At 33.4% G+C, this 14,131-nt stretch carries 15 protein-coding genes; 9 read left to right on the forward strand and 6 right to left on the reverse strand.

What is annotated here, in order from left to right; genetic code table 11:
* Positions 1–5: 5 nt before the first annotated feature.
* Together V1T75_RS14760 and V1T75_RS14765 are read right to left on the reverse strand one after the other, a co-directional pair.
* Positions 6–965, reverse strand: a complete 960-nt coding sequence (locus V1T75_RS14760; protein WP_330489268.1) for a fasciclin domain-containing protein — start codon at positions 963–965, stop codon at positions 6–8.
* A gap of 214 nt (positions 966–1,179) precedes the next feature.
* On the reverse strand, positions 1,180–2,073 hold the full coding sequence (locus tag V1T75_RS14765; RefSeq protein ID WP_330489269.1) for a MerR family transcriptional regulator: 894 nt from the start codon (positions 2,071–2,073) through the stop codon (positions 1,180–1,182).
* A 111-nt stretch (positions 2,074–2,184) separates the two neighbouring features.
* On the opposite strand from V1T75_RS14765, the gene V1T75_RS14770 reads away from it, so the two are divergent.
* Complete coding sequence (locus V1T75_RS14770; RefSeq protein ID WP_330489270.1) at positions 2,185–3,135, forward strand: GSCFA domain-containing protein; 951 nt, start codon at positions 2,185–2,187, stop codon at positions 3,133–3,135.
* An 11-nt stretch (positions 3,136–3,146) separates the two neighbouring features.
* On the opposite strand, the gene V1T75_RS14775 is transcribed toward V1T75_RS14770, so the two are convergent.
* Both V1T75_RS14775 and V1T75_RS14780 read right to left on the reverse strand, forming a co-directional pair.
* Positions 3,147–3,428 carry a rhodanese-like domain-containing protein gene (locus V1T75_RS14775; protein ID WP_330489271.1) on the reverse strand — a complete coding sequence of 94 codons (282 nt, stop codon included), beginning with the start codon at positions 3,426–3,428 and terminating at the stop codon, positions 3,147–3,149.
* A gap of 34 nt (positions 3,429–3,462) precedes the next feature.
* Positions 3,463–5,220, reverse strand: coding sequence for an aromatic amino acid hydroxylase (locus V1T75_RS14780; RefSeq protein ID WP_330489272.1), 1,758 nt, complete (start codon positions 5,218–5,220; stop codon positions 3,463–3,465).
* 115 nt (positions 5,221–5,335) lie between these two features.
* Between V1T75_RS14780 and V1T75_RS14785 the strand changes: the two genes are divergently transcribed.
* On the forward strand, positions 5,336–6,103 hold the full coding sequence (locus V1T75_RS14785) for a M48 family metalloprotease (protein WP_330489273.1): 768 nt from the start codon (positions 5,336–5,338) through the stop codon (positions 6,101–6,103).
* Between the two features lie 582 nt (positions 6,104–6,685).
* Here the strand turns inward: V1T75_RS14785 and V1T75_RS14790 are convergent.
* Entirely contained in the window at positions 6,686–7,192 is a 507-nt protein-coding gene (locus tag V1T75_RS14790) for a hypothetical protein (protein WP_330489274.1), read from the reverse strand.
* Positions 7,193–7,336: 144 nt separating this feature from the next.
* Here V1T75_RS14790 and gpmI point away from each other — a divergent pair, with 144 nt between their 5' ends.
* From gpmI to V1T75_RS14810, 4 genes are all read left to right on the forward strand, one after another.
* The gene (gene gpmI / locus V1T75_RS14795) at positions 7,337–8,854 is read left to right on the forward strand and encodes a 2,3-bisphosphoglycerate-independent phosphoglycerate mutase (RefSeq protein WP_330489275.1); all 1,518 of its coding nucleotides are present in this window, start codon (positions 7,337–7,339) and stop codon (positions 8,852–8,854) included.
* 102 nt (positions 8,855–8,956) lie between these two features.
* Complete coding sequence (locus tag V1T75_RS14800; protein ID WP_330489276.1) at positions 8,957–9,487, forward strand: thioredoxin family protein; 531 nt, start codon at positions 8,957–8,959, stop codon at positions 9,485–9,487.
* A 29-nt stretch (positions 9,488–9,516) separates the two neighbouring features.
* Positions 9,517–10,335, forward strand: coding sequence for a type I methionyl aminopeptidase (map, locus tag V1T75_RS14805; RefSeq protein WP_330489277.1), 819 nt, complete (start codon positions 9,517–9,519; stop codon positions 10,333–10,335).
* A 3-nt stretch (positions 10,336–10,338) separates the two neighbouring features.
* Entirely contained in the window at positions 10,339–11,109 is a 771-nt protein-coding gene (locus V1T75_RS14810) for a class I SAM-dependent methyltransferase (RefSeq protein WP_330489278.1), read from the forward strand.
* Here the strand turns inward: V1T75_RS14810 and V1T75_RS14815 are convergent.
* The gene (locus tag V1T75_RS14815) at positions 11,106–12,077 is read right to left on the reverse strand and encodes an FAD:protein FMN transferase (RefSeq protein WP_330489279.1); all 972 of its coding nucleotides are present in this window, start codon (positions 12,075–12,077) and stop codon (positions 11,106–11,108) included. The genes V1T75_RS14810 and V1T75_RS14815 overlap by 4 nt on opposite strands.
* A gap of 129 nt (positions 12,078–12,206) precedes the next feature.
* Here V1T75_RS14815 and V1T75_RS14820 point away from each other — a divergent pair, with 129 nt between their 5' ends.
* From V1T75_RS14820 to rpsI, 3 genes are all read left to right on the forward strand, one after another.
* The gene (locus tag V1T75_RS14820; protein WP_330489280.1) at positions 12,207–13,055 is read left to right on the forward strand and encodes an OmpA/MotB family protein; all 849 of its coding nucleotides are present in this window, start codon (positions 12,207–12,209) and stop codon (positions 13,053–13,055) included.
* Between the two features lie 189 nt (positions 13,056–13,244).
* Positions 13,245–13,700 (forward strand): 50S ribosomal protein L13, encoded by a 456-nt coding sequence (rplM, locus tag V1T75_RS14825; protein ID WP_330489281.1) that lies wholly within the window; start codon positions 13,245–13,247, stop codon positions 13,698–13,700.
* A 2-nt stretch (positions 13,701–13,702) separates the two neighbouring features.
* On the forward strand, positions 13,703–14,089 hold the full coding sequence (gene rpsI / locus V1T75_RS14830; RefSeq protein ID WP_047790000.1) for a 30S ribosomal protein S9: 387 nt from the start codon (positions 13,703–13,705) through the stop codon (positions 14,087–14,089).
* Positions 14,090–14,131: the final 42 nt, after the last annotated feature.

Here is a 14,131-nt window from a genome sequence, read left to right on the forward strand (position 1 = left end):
CTTAACTAAGGTAAAAGAACACTATTAACTACATGGACTACTCCATTCGTTCCTTGTACATCAGTCAATGAAATTACAACAGACTGTCCTGAGCTTGTATTTACTTTTGCTCCACCTGTTAAATCAACTGTAACTATATTGCCATCAAACATTGTGATTTCTTGATTATCACTTAATTCATCTGACTGTACATTTCCTCCCGCTAACACATGATACTTTAATACTGCTTCTAATGTTGCAATAGGAATATCTGCTAATGAATTCCAAGAATCATTGCTATCCAACAGTGCTTGAAATGCATCATTTGTAGGTGCAAAAATTGTATATGGTCCGTTCTCTTTTAATAAAGAAACAAAATCTGTAGTATGACGATTATCTGTCAACGCTGCAACTAAAGAAGTGAAACCACTATTGTTTAACGCTAAGGTCACTACATTAGCTGGTAACATTACTTTGTCTATAGCGTGTATAACTCCGTTTGAAGCCATAATATCTGTTGCTATTGGTTTTGAATCTCCATTAAATTCCACTGCTCCATCAACTTCCACTTGCAATGACAACATCTCATCGTTTGGACCTGTAGACAACGTTTTTACATAGGTATTGGATAAATCAGCTGCTTTTACCTCTCCAGTTATCACGTGAAATAACAAAACAGACTTTAATGTTTCTACTGGAATATCATCTAAAGAACTCCATGAGTCATTACCATCTAACAATGCTTGGAATGCTGCGTTTGTAGGCGCAAAAACCGTAAAAGATCCTTCGGCTTGCAAAGCAGATACTAAATCAGCCTTTTGTAAAGCAGATACAAGAATACTTAAATTGGAATCTGCAACTGCTACATCAACTATAGTTTTGGGCTTTTCTACCACCGGATCGTCACCATCGCTACACGACGTTAACAAACCAACACTTAAAAACAGTCCCAAAAACAACACAGAGGTTAAATTCTTTACTTTCATAATTCTACACTTTAAAATAAATACTTACTCTTTTTATTGATAGTCTACTTTTCAGCTTAAGTAGACTTTGTTTATTTTAAATTAAAAAAAAGTAAACAAAATTAGTTTTGTTAAAAAAAATATGTCTTGAAAATCAAAACATTAGTCAAAATTACATTTTTTGTTTAACAAAAACAAATAAAAAATAAACAAAATAAAATCATTCAAAAAAAATTTAGAATTGATTTAGGAATGCTTTTAATGAAGAATACACTGTTATTTTCGCTTTAAAATCAACATGATCAACTGCCATCGCTTTATTTCCTATTGCTATCAATTCGTGATTTGTATTTTCAAGCACCTCTTCAATTTCTGAAAAATATTCCTCTACCTTATCATCATATGGCTGCACAGTCATAGAAGTAATGAAACAAACTTTTGTTTTACTTTTAAAAAAGCAATCTAAATTATCTAACGGCAAGCTTTGCCCTAAATAAATTGTATGGTACCCTCTTAATATAAGCTCGTAATTCAAATACATCAACCCTAGTTCATGAATTTCATTTTCAGGCAAAAACAACACATAGCTCACTTCTGAATTACTATTAGAATACTCTAATTTCTCTATATTAATTTGAATTTTCTGCACTATTAAATTAGAAATAAAGTGCTCATGGGCAGGCAATAATGTATCTGTTTGCCACAACAAGCCTATATGATTTAAAAAAGGCACAAAAACATCCTTAAAGACCTCTCTAAACGTTTTTCTTTTAAGCAATCTATTATAAGCATTGTTGAATAATGTTTTATCAAACTGAAACATTGCCAACTTAAAAGAGTTGATTGCCTCATCATTTACAGCCATTTTAAAAGCTAGCTCTCTGGCTTTTAAAACAATTGTATCATCAGACATTTCTGCTATTTTAGAAATCTTAATATTGTTTTTATTCAACAGTACAACATTCAGCAATTTTTGTAAATTCTCTGAAGAATAATAACGAATATTGGTATCCGTTCTCTCTGGCGATAACAAATTATAGCGCTTTTCCCAAATTCGTATCGTATGAGCTTTTATTCCTGAAATATTTTCAAGGTCTTTAATCGTGAATGTCGATTTAATATTGTTCAATTTATTTTAAATTCTTTTGAACAAAGATACAAATTTTAACGAATTGCAAACCTACATCACTTCTTATGAAGATTTTATACTTATTTTTGATTGTTATTTTTCTTAAAATTTATGAATCTTCAGACGCCAATACCACTTACGAAGCAAAAGCATAATCAAATTCATTATGAGTCAAAACTACTTTTACTTGGTTCTTGTTTTTCTGAGAATATTGGTAACAAGCTGAGTTATTATAAATTTCAATCAAAACAAAATCCATTGGGTATTTTATTCCACCCTAAGGCCATTGAAAATTTAATTGTAAAAGCATTAAACAAAGAAGAATATACCGACAAAGATGTTTTTTTTCACAATGAACGCTGGCACTCTTTTGAAGCACATTCAAGTTTAAGCACTATGAATAAAAATGAATTATTAAACAGCTTAAATTTATCCATACAACAAACTTTTGAGCAACTACAAAACACCACACATCTTATTATTACTTTAGGGACAGCATGGGTATACCGAGAAATTACTTCGGATGTTCTTGTTGCCAATTGTCATAAAGTTCCCCAGAAAAAATTTTTAAAAGAATTATTAAGCGTTGATGAGATTTCTGAAAGCTTACAAGCTATTAACTCTCTTGTTAAATCAGTAAATAAAAACACTTCTGTTATATATACCTTATCTCCTGTACGACATTTAAAAGATGGGTTTACAGAAAACCAACGTAGTAAAGCACACCTACTTTCAGCTATTCATGAAGTAGTAGAACCCAGAAGTGCTATATACTATTTTCCTTCTTATGAAATTATGATGGACGAGTTACGTGATTATCGTTTTTATAATGAAGATATGATTCACCCAAACAAAACTGCCGTGAATTACATATGGGAAAAATTCAAACAGGTTTGGATTACAGAAGATTCATATCAAACCATGCAGCAAATTGACACCATTCAAAGAGGATTAAACCACACACCTTTTAACCCAAACTCTGAAGCCCATCAGTTATTTTTAAAAAAGCTACAACAAAAAAAGGAAACACTTTTACAAGCATTTCCTTTTATAAATTTTTAATCTTTTTATAGTTATTTTACCAAATATTGATCAACATTTTGCCAAGGTCCTCCGTTAATTACATCAACCCCATGGCTTTGTAAAAACTGTGCTGCCTGCCCGCTTCTACCTCCACTTCTACATACTGCTATCACTGGTTTATTCCACGATTTAATTTCCTCTACATTTGTAGGAATTGTTGCTAAAACAATGTGCTTTGCACCTTCACTATGCCCTTCATTCCATTCTGCTAAAGTTCTTACATCTAAAACAACTGCTCCTTTAGCTAAATATTCCTGTATTTCGTTACTCATATTTTTCTTTCTAAATAAATTAAATAATCCCATATTATACTTCTTGGTACTTTTCCAACAAAAGTAAACCGTTTTCTACTAATGTAGTGTAACTCTTGTTACTTTTCATGCGTTCAAGGTATTCACGTAACGTTTCTTTTACTGAAAAATTGTTTAGCATTGCCAATTCCAACAATTCCAAAGGCAATAACCAATCGTTTTTATAATTTGACTTTACTTCTGTAAAAATTCCCTCAATATCTTCTTCAGAAACCGTATCACCTTCCCTTAACTCTCTTACCTTATTATATAAACTATATAACTTTTTATCTGAATCAGAATACTGAATTTTGTGTGTTTTGGTTTCCGATACTTTTCCTACATCACCAAACGAAGCTACATCAGCAGGGCCAGCAAAAGCAGACACCACTTCTACCCCTACAGCCATATCGTATACTCCCCAATCTGGGTGAAACAACAACGTATCTCCATAAGTTACTGTACAATTTTTAAAAGAAATTAATAAAATTCTACCGCGTAAATCCCTTGTTCCAGTTATTACTTCTCCAACTACTTTCACCCCCCCTTCAAACTCTAACGTAACTTGCTCTCCTTCATAAATCCCATAGGCTTTCAAATCACGCGGACTCATATTCTCTATTGGAATATTAATCCCTTTCAACTTTCCTATCGGGCTTCCAAAGCCTTCAGCATGATATGCTATTCCATGACCTATTAATTCTTTATCTCTATTTGCCAACGCAGTAGGCCCTGTTGTTTGTATATAAATGGCGTTGTTATTCTCATCAGTTATTACATTAGAGAAAACTCCAGACACTTGAATACCTGTACTTAACTCGATAGTTCCTAAACTTTTAGAATCTATTAATTTTTCTATTCCTTTTAATCCTCCAGTTCGTATAGCCATTTTATTAGCAAATTGCTCCAACACTAAACTTAAATGAGCAAAATCTGGTGTAACAAATAACTGAGGTTGAGGTTTTGTAATGTCGAAACTTACATTCGCAGCATCTAAAGTATAAGGAACTTTCTTTACCTCCTCTTTCATACACCATTTACTCTCACCTATTGAAGACAACAATCCTGCACCATAAATTTTCGGATTTTCAAGAGTCCCTATCAACCCATACTCTACTGTCCACCAGTGCAAGTTTCTAATTTGAGCCATTTCTGAAAGCTCTCCCATATTATCTTGTAACCATTCCACTTTTTCTTGCGCTTCGTCAATCTCTTTTTGAGTAGAATTAGGGTCTTCTTTTAAAATAGATAATAAACGAATTGCCTCATACATTTCGTAATCTTTTGCAGAAGAAATTGCTTTGGCTCCAATTTCACCAAAACGACGTAAATATTCAGCATACTCTGGATTTGCTATAATTGGTGCATGCCCTGCTGCTTCATGAATGATATCTGGTGCAGGAGTGTATTCAATATGATCTATCGTACGCATGTCGGAGGCTATTACTAACACATTGTACGCTTGAAATTCCATAAAAGCATTCGGTGGTATAAATCCATCGACAGATACTGCCGCCCAACCTATCTCTTTCAAAATACGGTTCATTCCTTGCATATGAGGAATTTTCTCAACAGAAATCCCTGTTTTTTTCAATCCATCTATATACGAAGCATGAGCCACTTTTCCCAAATAATCTACGTTCATACGCATTACATAACGCCACACCGCTTGGTTCTGCGCTGTATATTCATCATACGGTTGTTTTACCACAAATTTATGTAAGTGCTTGGGTAACTTCTTAGTAACTTCGTTTAACTCAAAGTGAGGCTCCATAATATTGTTTGTTTTGCTGTGTAAATTTAAGTTTTTTATAGTTTACAAAAAATTGATATCCGTTAAATTATATATTTTGTATTTTTACTTTCGGGACTATTAAAAGAATACAGTAATGAAAATTAAAGGAGGTTTTAAAACTCGTTTATTTATAGGAATAGCTATTGTTGCTTTTGCCTATTTACGTAAATGCAGTCAACAAGAGGTAAATCCTTATACAGGAAAAACGCAAGCAGTAAGTTTATCTCCCGAACAAGAAATTGCTATCGGCTTACAACAGGCTCCTATCATGACTCAACAGCATGGAGGGTTATACCCTAGCGAAAATGCTCAAGCTCTTGTAGACAAAGTAGGATCTAGACTTGTAAACAATACTGTAGCTAAAAAATCTGGTTATCAATTCGATTTTCACTTATTGAGAGATGAGAAAACAATCAATGCTTTTGCCTTACCCGGAGGTCAAGTTTTTATAACTCACGCTTTGTTTTCTCAGTTGAAAAATGAAGATCAACTAGCAGGTGTATTAGGGCATGAAATAGGGCATGTCTTAGGAAAACATTCTAACGAACGAATTACCGATGCTAATTTTTGGAAGCTTTTAACTATGGGAGCTTCTGTTGGTGCTGATTTAGGAGAGCTGGCGAATAATATCGGACAACAAACTTTATTAAAAAATGGTCGTGGTGACGAATTAGAAAGCGATGAATTGGGAGTTAAATTAATGGTTGATGCTGGTTATAATCCGGAAAACTTAATTGGCGTTATGGAAATTTTAAAGGCTGCTGCTGGCCCAAATAGGGTTCCTGAATTCCAAAGTACCCACCCTGATCCTGAAAACAGAATTGAAAAAATTAAAAAAGCTATTCGCAAGTACAAAAAATAAGTTTTCGGTAACATTTAACAACATACACATCTAATAAGTGTATCTTAAATATTCATTTGCTATGAGTTTTGGTTTTGGCCCATCATCTGAAATGAACAAAACTGTTCAACGTCTTACAAGAAGTAAACCTAACACATTAAAAAAAATAGGTCGACTTAGTACCTCAAATAATTACGCGATAACGGATAAAAAAGCCTCTCAAAAACAGCTTCAAGAAATTAGAAAAAAAGTAAGGAAAGAAAATCAAAAAGCTGTGCTAAAAAAAGTATTGTTTTTTGCCTTTTTTCTAATGTTTTTAATTTACTTCATATACTTTTAAAAATTACTATGAGTTTTAAAAGAGCTGTATTAGACATGGTTGTACGCCTACTAGGCAACTATAAATAAGGAAGCTCTTTTGAAAAGCTGCTTGAAGAAATTCGTAAGAAACGAAAAGACAAAACCATGTTGCTTGAGTAAAAAATAGTATTATTTTAATTAAGTGCCTTTTCAATATTACTGTACTTAATGAACTTCTTATAAATGAAAAGAACCTCAGCTAATTAAAGCTGGGGCTCTTTTTGTATAGAGTTTTCAAGCTAATTATTTACCTTGAACTATATTATAATTTATTCCAATTCCTATAGAGGCAGGTGCAATTCCATCAGAAGATATTCCTTGATAATATCCATAAATATTCCATTCATCATCATGATATCCTATTTCTGGCCTGTAGTAAAACCCTCCAGATTCACTTCCTTCAGTAAAAAAACCATATCCTATGTCTGAGCCTAAGAAAAAGTTTTCAGTTGGATAAAACCTAAACAAACCAGCTAGTGGAATAATTCCTGCATCTGAAAACGTTATCAACCCTTCTTCTTTACCAAAATAGTGTGTATATCCTGTAGAAACACCAATAGCAAAACTATCAGCATCTAAAAACTGATATTTAAAATCAACACCCAATGCAAAAGATGATACATCTGATGCATCTCCAACTGGCAATCCTGCATGTACCCCCATCTTTAACCAATTTGTTCCTTCACCTACCTGAGCGTTTACAACTGTAGAACTTACTATTGCAACCACTAATAAAATTATTTTTTTCATACTATTACTTTTAAGTTACGAGGCAAAATTACGCTACCCAAGCAAGGAGGATTACCTCTTTCCGTACAAATCTTAACTCAAATGATTTTTACTTTTAGCATTCATCTCTACCTCTATATGAATACAAAGAAGTAAATTTGTAACATGAACAAGAAAGTAATTTTAATGATTTTGGATGGGTGGGGAATTACCCAAGACCCAAAAGTATCGGCTATTTACAATGCAAAAACTCCTTTCATCAATTCATTATACGATAAATTTCCACATGGACAACTAAGAACTGATGGGAAGCATGTTGGCTTGCCTGAAGGGCAAATGGGAAATTCTGAAGTTGGGCATATGAATTTAGGGGCTGGTAGAATTGTATACCAAAACTTAGCTAAAATTAACAACGCAATAAAAGACGGGACTTTAGTCCAAGAAAAGGAACTTCTAAATGCTTTTGAATATGCAAAAGCAAAGAATAAAAATATCCATTTTTTAGGATTGGTTTCTAATGGAGGGATTCACTCTCATATTGACCACCTAAAAGGATTGCTATCTGCAGCTAACAATGTTGGTTTAGATAACGTATACCTACATGCTTTTACTGACGGACGTGATTGTGATCCAAAATCAGGAAAATATTTCATCAACGACATTCAAGAACACATGCAAAAAACTACGGGTGAATTGGCAACAATTACTGGTCGTTACTACGCAATGGATCGTGATAATCGCTGGGAACGTGTAAAGCTTGCTTACGATGCTTTAGTTCATGGAGAAGGAATTTTTTCTTCGGATGCTTTAGCTAGTATTCAACAAAGCTATGATTCTGATGTTACTGACGAATTCATTAAGCCTATAATTATGGTTGATGAAAACAACCAACCAAAAACTACAATTAAAGAAGACGACGTTGTTATTTTCTTCAATTTTAGAACCGATAGAGGGCGTCAGTTAACCGAAGCTTTAAGTCAAAAAGATTTTCCTGAGTTCAACATGAAGAAATTACCATTGTATTTTGTTACTATGACAAATTATGATGACACGTTTAACAATATTCATGTTATTTACGATGGAAAGAACATTGAAAACACCTTGGGTGAAGTATTAGAATCAGCAGGAAAAAGTCAAATAAGAATTGCTGAAACAGAAAAATATCCACACGTTACTTTCTTTTTTTCTGGTGGAAGAGAAGAGGAATTTACAGGAGAAAAACGGTTGTTATGTCCGTCACCAAAAGTAGCTACTTATGATTTAAAACCCGAAATGAGCGCTTATGAAATTCGTGATGCTATTATTCCTGAACTACAAAATGGAAATGTGGATTTCGTATGTTTAAACTTTGCCAATGGAGACATGGTAGGACATACAGGAGTTTTTAAAGCTGCTGTTAACGCTTGTGAAACAGTAGACAAATGTGTACAAGATGTGGTAACCACTGCTTTAAACAACGGTTACACCACTATTTTAATCGCAGATCATGGAAACTGTGAAACAATGATTAATCCAGATGGAACACCGCACACAGCTCACACTACAAATCCAGTACCTATGATTTTAATTGACAAAGAATTAAAATCAATAAAAAGTGGTATTTTAGGCGACGTTGCCCCAACCATTTTAAAATTAATGGGTATTGAACAACCAAAAGAAATGACACAACATTCGCTTATTTAAAAATAAATCTTATGAAATAAGCCATAACAAGAAGTTGACACCAACTGAAAAGATTATTGGCGAATTACATCTGATGTATTAAAAACAATAAAAATTAAACAGATGAAAAAAATTGCATCCCTTTTTGCAGCTTTACTAATAGTTTCTTGTGCGTCTACACCTAAGAACTTGGCGACAAAAAACGAAAATGGAAATTTAGTGGGTATCGCTACTAAAAAAGACTTTCAACAAGAACCATATGGGAGTGAGTGGTTCAATGATTTTTATTCATATTACGAAACAGATAAAGCTACCGTAGAAAAACTAAAACCATATTTAAAAGACATAAAAATAAAAGGTTTTATGGGAACTTGGTGTGGAGACAGTAAAAGAGAGATTCCTAATTTTTATAAAATCTTAGACGAAGCCGAATTCGATTATAAAAACCTTGAATTGGTTACTGTAAACCGTCAGAAAAAAGCCAATGGTTTAGAAGAAGGCTTCAATGTAATTCGAGTTCCAACTTTCATTTTTTATAAAGACGGAAAAGAAATTGGTCGTTTTGTAGAACACGCTCTTGAAGACAGCTCGGTTGAAGAAGATTTCTTAAAAATACTATCTGGTCAAGAATACAAACATCCATATCAAAAATAACTGTAAATTTGCGCCTCAATATTTTTACCATGATTAAACCAAAAACTAGAGAAGAAATTGAATTAATGCGCGAAAGTGCTTTAGTAGTATCTAAGACCTTAGGGATGCTTGCCAAAGAAGTAAAACCCGGTGTGACTACATTGCAACTTGATAAACTTGCTGAAGATTTTATTCGTGAGCAAGGAGCTATTCCTGGTTTTTTAGGACTATACGATTTTCCTAACACACTTTGCATGAGTCCAAACTCACAAGTGGTTCATGGAATTCCAAATAACACACCTTTACAAGAAGGTGATATCATCTCTATTGATTGTGGGGCAATAAAAAATGATTTCTACGGAGATCACGCCTATACCTTTGCCGTAGGGGAAATTGCTCCTGAAACTCAAAAACTACTTGACATTACTAAAGAGAGTTTATATGTGGGTATTCGTGAATTCAAAGTAGGAAATCGTGTTGGAGATGTAGGTTTTGCTATTCAAAACTTTACTGAAAATCATGGCTATGGTGTTGTTCGTGAACTGGTAGGACACGGATTGGGACGCAAAATGCATGAAGACCCAGAAATGCCTAACTACGGACGCAGAGGTCGTGGTAAAAAATTTATAGAAGGGATGGTAGTTGCTATTGAACCTATGACCAATATGGGAACTCATAAAATCCGTCAACACAGTGATGGATGGACCATCACTACTTTAGACAATAAACCTTCTGCACACTTTGAACACGATGTAGCCATCGTTGATGGCAAACCAGAATTACTATCTACCTTTAAGTATATTTACGATGCTTTGGGTATTGAAAGTAATGAAGAAGACGAATTTAGACAACAACCATTAGCTATATAATTTGTGTCTTTATTTAAAGCAATACTTAATACCATTCCTAGACCTATATTAATCAAAGCCAGTTATTGGGCTCGTCCTATTATTACCTGGTGGTTAAAAGGGGATAACTTTACAGATCCGATTGACGGAAAATCATTCAAGAAATTTTTACCTTACGGATATGGAATTCAACGTAAAAATGCACTTTCTCCTTCCACCCTTTCACTAGAAAGACATCGTTTACTGTGGCTTTTTTTACAACAGGAAAGCAACTTCTTTACTTCCGATAAAAAGTTAAAAGTATTACATATCGCTCCTGAACAATGTTTTTTAGCTCTTTTTAGAAAACAGCAAAATTTAGAGTATACAACATCCGATTTAGAATCACCGATTGCCGATGTAAAAGCAGATATTTGCAATCTTCCTTTTGAAGACAACGCTTTTGATGTAGTGTTTTGTAATCATGTATTAGAACATATTCCTAACGATACAAAGGCGATGCAAGAATTGTATCGAGTAATGAAAGTTGGTGGATTTGGTATTTTTCAAATTCCGCAAGACTTATCAAGAGAAGTTACTTTTGAAGACGATGCTATTACCGACCCTAAAGAACGCGCAAAAATATTTGGTCAGTACGACCATGTACGCGTATACGGTCGTGATTATTTTGATAAACTACGTTCTGTAGGATTTAAAGTTGATGAAGTAAACTATACACAAAAAATCGCCCCAGAAAAACTAGAACGATTTGCTTTAATGAAAGGCGAAATTTTGCCTGTATGTTATAAAAATTAGTTTACAAATTCTGCTAGTTCTCCAGCTTCATTATGATATAACAACACCACTTTAAGCGCTGGATGTTTTTTTAGAAACTCTTTTGTTTTTTCTAAACCCATTGCTAAAAAAGCTGTTGCATAAGCATCTACATCGGCACAGTCTCCTTTTAACCGAACCGACACACTTAACAAATTGCTCTCTTCTGCTAATCCTGTTTTCGCATTTACTGTGTGTACTATCTTTTTTCCTTCAGCATTTACCTTGTACTTTCTATAATTCCCAGAAGTAGCCATAGACTCATTATCCAACTCAATTATTTTTTGAACAGAGCGTGTTCCATCAATATTTGGCTTTTCAATAGCTACTTTCCATAAGTTACCATCTTTTGTTCCTCTAGCCCTAATCTCTCCTCCTATTTCTACTATATAATCATGAATATTTACCGACTCTAAAAACCTTCCAACAACATCTACGCCATACCCCTTAGCAAAAGCGTTTACATTAAACTCTATATTTTCACTATCTCTATAGACTTTTCTATTTTTTAACACCACTTTATCAAACCCTACATTCTCCATCAAAGCTGCAATTTCTTCAGAAGTCAAATCTTTCTTTTCTTTTCCTGAACCAAATCCATAAGCATCTATTAGCCTCCCAATTGTCGGATCAAAATAACCATCCGTTTCTTTATAAATTCTTTTAGCCTTTTCAAAAACCTCTACAAACATCGCATCAACTACTACTGTAGTATCTCCTTGATTAATTTTTGAAATATCTGAAGTAGGCTTATAGGTTGACAATGATTTATTTACCAAATTAAATAAACTATCAATGGATTTTTGATGGTTAACTTTATTCACATAAGTTATGTGATACGTAGTACCAAAAACAGCTCCTTGTAATTTAGTTATGTTCTGTTTTTTTTCTTCTTTACAAGCTGTTGCTAACAATAATAAAACTACTAAAAGCGTTATTCTTTTAATCATCATTAAAAATTTAGTCACAAAAATAATGCTTTCACACTTCATAAAAGATTGTTAATTCTCTTTTTTGTGTCTTCATTTTTATAAATTTGCTTAACTATTAATAAATACATCTAAAAAAATCAGAATAAAATGAGAAAACTATTTTTATTCCTTACTGCTTCAGTTTTACTAGCATCTTGTGCTTCAACAAAAGAATTAGAAGCCATAAAAGCTAAACACGAACAAACAAAAGAAGAATTATTGGCTGTAAAAGCTAACTTAACAAAATGTTTGGTTGAAAAAGAAAACTGTCAGGACAAAGCATTTTCTTTAGAGTCTAGAGTAACCGAATTAAAGAAAGATAAAGAAAATACTTTGCAACAAGTTGAGAACTTAACTGTGTTAACTCAGGGTGCCAATGATAACATTAAAGAAACACTCGCTCAGTTAAGCAAAAAGGATAAGTATATTAACAAAATTAGAGAAGCAGCTTCGAAAAAAGATTCTTTAAATTTAGTGGTTGCTTTTCATTTAAAAAGAGAATTGCAAGAAGGTATTGACGACGAAGACATTGAAGTAAATGTAGAAAAAACAGTGGTATTTATTTCAATTTCTGATAAGTTATTATTTAAAAGTGGAAGCTACACAATTAACGAAAACGCTTCTAAAGTGTTAGAAAAAGTTGCAACTGTAGTTAACGGACAACCTCAAATGGATGTAATGGTAGAAGGACATACCGATAACACTCCTGTTGCTGCCGGATCTGCCTTGAAAGATAACTGGGGACTGAGTGTTTTACGTTCAACTGCTATTGTTCGTGAATTACAAGGAAAATACAATGTAGCGCCTCAAAGACTAATTGCGGCTGGTAGAAGTAGTTATATTCCTTTAGTAGAAAATAACAGTCCTGCTAACAAAGCTAAAAACAGACGTACAAAAATTATTATCTTACCAAGATTAAATCAGTTCTTTGATTTATTAGACCAAAAGGTAGAATAATTTTTTACAACATACACAAAAAAAAGCGTGCTTAAAGCACGCTTTTTTTATGCTTTGAACTTGACTCAATTCATAGACAAAAAAATTAAACTAACCCCCTATTTGTCAATCAAATAATTAATCGTACATTTGCAGACCTTTTTAAAGGATAAATTAAATTATTAATAAACAAAAACTAATCGTGTAATTATGAACACATTAAGTTACAAAACAGTATCGGCTAATAAAGCTACCGTAAACAAAGAGTGGGTTTTAGTTGATGCGGACGGGCAAACATTGGGTCGTCTAGCTTCTAAGGTTGCAAAACTTATTAGAGGTAAGTACAAGCCAAATTATACTCCTCACGTAGATTGTGGAGACAACGTTGTAATTATCAACGCTGAAAAAATCAACCTAACAGGTAAAAAGTGGAGCGACAAATCTTATGTACGTCACACAGGTTACCCAGGAGGGCAAAGATCATTAACTGCAACAGAAATGTTCGAAAAAGATCCTACAAGATTAATCGAAAAAGCAGTTAAAGGTATGTTACCTAAAAACCGTTTAGGTAGCGCGTTATACAAAAATTTATATGTTTACGCAGGTACAGAGCATGGTCAAGAAGCTCAAAAACCTAAAACTATTAACCTTAACGATCTTAAATAATTATGGAAACTGTACACAAAATAGGTAGAAGAAAAACAGCTGTTGCTCGTGTTTATGTTTCTCAAGGAAGTGGAAACATCACGATCAACAAAAGAGAGTTTAAAAACTATTTCACTACACCAACTTTACAATACAAAGTTCAACAACCTTTAATGTTAACTGAAAACTTAGAGGCTTACGATGTAAAAGTAAACGTATACGGGGGTGGTGTTACTGGTCAGGCTGAAGCTATTCGTTTAGCAATTACTAGAGCATTAGTAGCTATTAACGAAGAAAACAAAGCGGTATTAAAACCAGAAGGATTATTAACTCGTGATCCAAGAATGGTTGAACGTAAGAAATTCGGTCAGAAGAAAGCACGTAAGAAATTCCAGTTCTCTAAACGTTAATATGTTACTGAACTTGTTTCAGTATTTAAATGTTTCGAGACT

Origin of the sequence: Tenacibaculum sp. FZY0031 (assembly GCF_036350695.1) — a bacterium.
Lineage (GTDB): Bacteria > Bacteroidota > Bacteroidia > Flavobacteriales > Flavobacteriaceae > Polaribacter.

Coding starts and splice junctions, on each gene's coding strand:
- V1T75_RS14760 (WP_330489268.1), bottom strand. CDS start 965: ATGAAAGTAAAGAATTTAACCTCTGTGTTGTTTTTGGGACTGTTTTTA.
- V1T75_RS14770 (WP_330489270.1), top strand. CDS start 2,185: ATGAATCTTCAGACGCCAATACCACTTACGAAGCAAAAGCATAATCAA.
- V1T75_RS14775 (WP_330489271.1), bottom strand. CDS start 3,428: ATGAGTAACGAAATACAGGAATATTTAGCTAAAGGAGCAGTTGTTTTA.
- V1T75_RS14780 (WP_330489272.1), bottom strand. CDS start 5,220: ATGGAGCCTCACTTTGAGTTAAACGAAGTTACTAAGAAGTTACCCAAG.
- V1T75_RS14785 (WP_330489273.1), top strand. CDS start 5,336: ATGAAAATTAAAGGAGGTTTTAAAACTCGTTTATTTATAGGAATAGCT.
- V1T75_RS14790 (WP_330489274.1), bottom strand. CDS start 7,192: ATGAAAAAAATAATTTTATTAGTGGTTGCAATAGTAAGTTCTACAGTT.
- gpmI (WP_330489275.1), top strand. CDS start 7,337: ATGAACAAGAAAGTAATTTTAATGATTTTGGATGGGTGGGGAATTACC.
- V1T75_RS14800 (WP_330489276.1), top strand. CDS start 8,957: ATGAAAAAAATTGCATCCCTTTTTGCAGCTTTACTAATAGTTTCTTGT.
- map (WP_330489277.1), top strand. CDS start 9,517: ATGATTAAACCAAAAACTAGAGAAGAAATTGAATTAATGCGCGAAAGT.
- V1T75_RS14815 (WP_330489279.1), bottom strand. CDS start 12,077: ATGATTAAAAGAATAACGCTTTTAGTAGTTTTATTATTGTTAGCAACA.
- V1T75_RS14820 (WP_330489280.1), top strand. CDS start 12,207: ATGAGAAAACTATTTTTATTCCTTACTGCTTCAGTTTTACTAGCATCT.
- rplM (WP_330489281.1), top strand. CDS start 13,245: ATGAACACATTAAGTTACAAAACAGTATCGGCTAATAAAGCTACCGTA.
- rpsI (WP_047790000.1), top strand. CDS start 13,703: ATGGAAACTGTACACAAAATAGGTAGAAGAAAAACAGCTGTTGCTCGT.